This window comes from Sphingobium indicum BiD32 (assembly GCF_000382885.1).
GTDB lineage: Bacteria > Pseudomonadota > Alphaproteobacteria > Sphingomonadales > Sphingomonadaceae > Sphingobium > Sphingobium japonicum_C.
The window spans coordinates 1-3123 of sequence record NZ_CAVK010000184.1; the positions used below are offsets into that span (position 1 = coordinate 1).

The 3123-nt window shown below is 61.0% G+C and carries 4 protein-coding genes; all 4 read right to left on the reverse strand.

Annotation, left to right across the window (positions count from 1 at the left end; genetic code table 11):
• Positions 1-36: 36 nt before the first annotated feature.
• Positions 37-639 (reverse strand): UPF0149 family protein, encoded by a 603-nt coding sequence (locus EBBID32_RS17840; RefSeq protein ID WP_006962577.1) that lies wholly within the window; start codon positions 637-639, stop codon positions 37-39.
• A complete protein-coding gene (gene tnpC, locus EBBID32_RS17845) occupies positions 636-2150 on the reverse strand; it encodes an IS66 family transposase (RefSeq protein ID WP_081628122.1) in 1515 nt (504 codons plus the stop codon). Before tnpC ends, EBBID32_RS17840 begins: the two co-directional genes overlap by 4 nt.
• Before the next feature lie 93 nt (positions 2151-2243).
• A complete protein-coding gene (tnpB, locus tag EBBID32_RS17850; RefSeq protein WP_006962581.1) occupies positions 2244-2600 on the reverse strand; it encodes an IS66 family insertion sequence element accessory protein TnpB in 357 nt (118 codons plus the stop codon).
• On the reverse strand, positions 2597-3037 hold the full coding sequence (tnpA, locus tag EBBID32_RS17855) for an IS66-like element accessory protein TnpA (RefSeq protein WP_231382240.1): 441 nt from the start codon (positions 3035-3037) through the stop codon (positions 2597-2599). The genes tnpB and tnpA overlap by 4 nt, the downstream gene beginning before the upstream one ends.
• Positions 3038-3123: the final 86 nt, after the last annotated feature.

Here is a 3123-nt window from a genome sequence, read left to right on the forward strand (position 1 = left end):
GTTAGCGGTGCGAGCGGCCCACATTGACACCGCGAGTTATCGGCTGCGGGCGAGGCGTATTGGGTCGTGCAGCTCTTTGATGGTTGGGACGACGAGTGCGATGTCGAGGTAAGCTTCGTGCTCGAGGAAGCGGTCTGTGTCAGGTCCCGGCCTCGGCTTGCCGAGGACGGGCAGGCCCTTTTTGTCGACGCAGTAGATGAGGATCGGGAGCAGCAAGGCGTGATGGATGTTGCTGCGGTTGAGGAGCGGCTTCCAGTCCTTCATGTTCAGGTTCATCGCGGCGTAAAATCCCTGGCACCACGGGCGCGGATCGATCCCGCCATCGGATTTTGTCGCGAACTGCGGAGCGTATTCGTGAGGTCTGTTGAAGAAGGTCTCGTTGATGCGGTTGTGGACCTTTGCAACGGCAGCGAACACTGCGAGCTCGAGATCCGTGCCATTGGTCAGCACATCGAACGGCAGCCCCATGGCCGGGCAGATCCAGTATTGCGGATCCGGGAACGGAGGACCGGTCACCGCGGCGGTAACGAAGCCTTCGAGCGCAGACACTGTTCGCACGAGCGGGCGACGATTGATCTTGACCGCCAGCCAGGCTTCCAGTGCCTCGTCCGGCAGGGCGATTTCATCGAAGCCGCTCACGCCGCCATGCCGATTTGCGGCGTTTGCGCTGCAGGCTTCCAGTTCCACGCCAGGAGTTGGTCAAGGTCGTTGTTCTTGACCTCGCCCGAGACGATCCGGGTCAGCACATCATCCAGCCAGGTAAACGGGTCCAGTCCATTCAACTTCGCTGTTTGAAGCAAAGATGCCAGTACTGCCCAACTGCGCGCTCCTCCCTCGTTGCCAGCGAACAGACTATTGCGGCGCCCGATCGCAACTGGACGCATTTGCCGCTCGATCATGTTGCTATCAACGTCGATGCGGCCATCCTCGAGGAACAGCGTCAGTCCGTGCCAGTGGTCATGGGCATAGCGGATATGCTCAGCCAGCTGCGATTTCGCCGAGAGCCGCGGCAAGGTAGCGTCGCACAGCGCCTTGAGCTCTTCCATCACCGGCCTGGATTGCTCCTGGCGAACCGATCGACGATGCTCGGCGCTGGTGCCGCGGATGTCCGCCTCGATCCGATAGACCTGACCAAACAGCGCGATGAACTGCTCGGTGAGTGGCGATTTGGTGCTCTTGTGCAGATCGACGAAGCGGCGGCGCAGGTGAGCAAGGCAGAAGGCGAGCTGGATCGGCCCAGCCTCACGCCCGGGCATTACGAGGTGCTTGTAGGCGGTATAGCCATCAACCTGCAGTACGCCTTTATAGCTGGCCAGTTGCTTCGTGATCTCAAGCCGACTTCGCGAACTGGCGTAGATATAACAGACCGCCGGTGGAGCCGGCCCGTTCCACGATCGGTCATCGATGCCATGCGCCCAGAACTGATCGATGCGCACTTGGCCTCTGCCCGCCTCGAGCACTGGCATGCGGGTCTCATCGACGTAAATGCGGTGATGGCTATGGATGAACCGCAACTGCCGGTCGAACAAGCCATCCAGCCACCAGGCTGCGCGCTTTACCATGCGCGAAAGCGTCGAGCGATCAATCTGCAACCCATGGCCTGAGAGCATCTGCGCCTGCCGGTAGACCGGCAGGTACCAGGCGAAGCGCTGCGAGACGACCCAGGCAATGAACGAGGTTGTCACCATGGAGCCTTCGATCATCCGTCGAGGCGCCGGCGCCTGAACGATCCCGCCTTCGCATGCCCGGCAGGCATATTTGGGACGAACGGTGGCGATAACGCGCAAGATGGCCGGCACGATATCGAGGGCCTCGCTCACGTCCTCGCCGATCTTGTGCATGGCGCATTGGCAGCAGGCGCATTGAGTGCTGTCAGGTTCGATCACATTGATGATGCGTGGCAGATGCTTGGGCAGGGCGCCGATATTGCGCCGGGATTTGCGGTTGGCCGCCTTGGGGGCAGGATCGTCGTTGGCTGCTGGCGGTGCCGGAGCGATGGCGCTCAGATCACCGAGATCGAGGCAGCCCTGTTCGTCGAGAACGATCCGCGCCTTTTCCGAACGGCGACCGAACAGCATCGCCTTGTAGGTGTTGAGCAGGCGGGATTTAGCCTCCAGTTCTGCTTCCAGCTCGGCCACCCTGAAGGTCATGACCTCAAGCGCTTTTGCCAGATTTTCCGGAGCGTCTGTCACTCCCGATTGTTAGCCTAAAGCCTGCCGGAAGCCCAGTAAATTAACGCTTTTTCAGCCGACAAGCTCAGGTTTTTTAACTGGATTTTGCTCGAGCCGGCGCCAGTCCATTCCGCCCAGCAACAAGACCATCTGCGCAGACGTCAGCTTGATCACTCCGTTCCGCACGGGCGGCCAAGCGAACTTTCCAGCCTCGAGCCACTTGCTCATCATGCACATTCCCGAGCCGTCAAAATGCAAGAGCCGCAAGCGATCTGCCCGCTTCGAGCGGAACACGTAAACCTCGCTCGAGTAAGGATCCCGGCCCAACTCATTGGCAACCAGCGATGCCAGTTTGTTGATCCCAGCACGAAAATCGATCGGGCCGGTGACCAGCACGACCCTGAGGTCGCTGCTCCATCCGATCGTCACGGGCGCAGCGCGTCGAATACGGTCCGCAGCACACCGCCGTCCACTCTGCCGCGCACCATTACGCGCGCGCCGCCGATCTCGATCTCGAGATCACATCGCGATCGTGGCGCCCCATCATCCACCTCCAGCGGCACCATCGAGATCGACTCCATTGCGCCACGATCCCGAACCGTTCGGCGCCAGTAGTGAAGGAGGCCCAGACTAACGCCGTGGCGCCGCGCTACTGCCGAGATGTTGGCGCCAGCCTCAAAACTCTCCGCCGTGATCCGCGCCTTCTCCCGCGGGTCCCATCTCCGGTTCGTGCGCTGCGGGCCCAAAACATTCACGCCGGGCGAAGTCTGATTGGCACTGTGCGGCACACCGTCGCAATCCGACTTCGCACCCAGTGCCGCATAGTTCAAATCAACCTGCTCACCACGCTTCTCGTCGCCCAGCATCAGCTGCAATCCCGCTACCATTGCAAAGGCAGCGATCCTCGGCCGCAATCAACCAGCTGTCTATGTGGGGCGCTCGCACCGCTAAC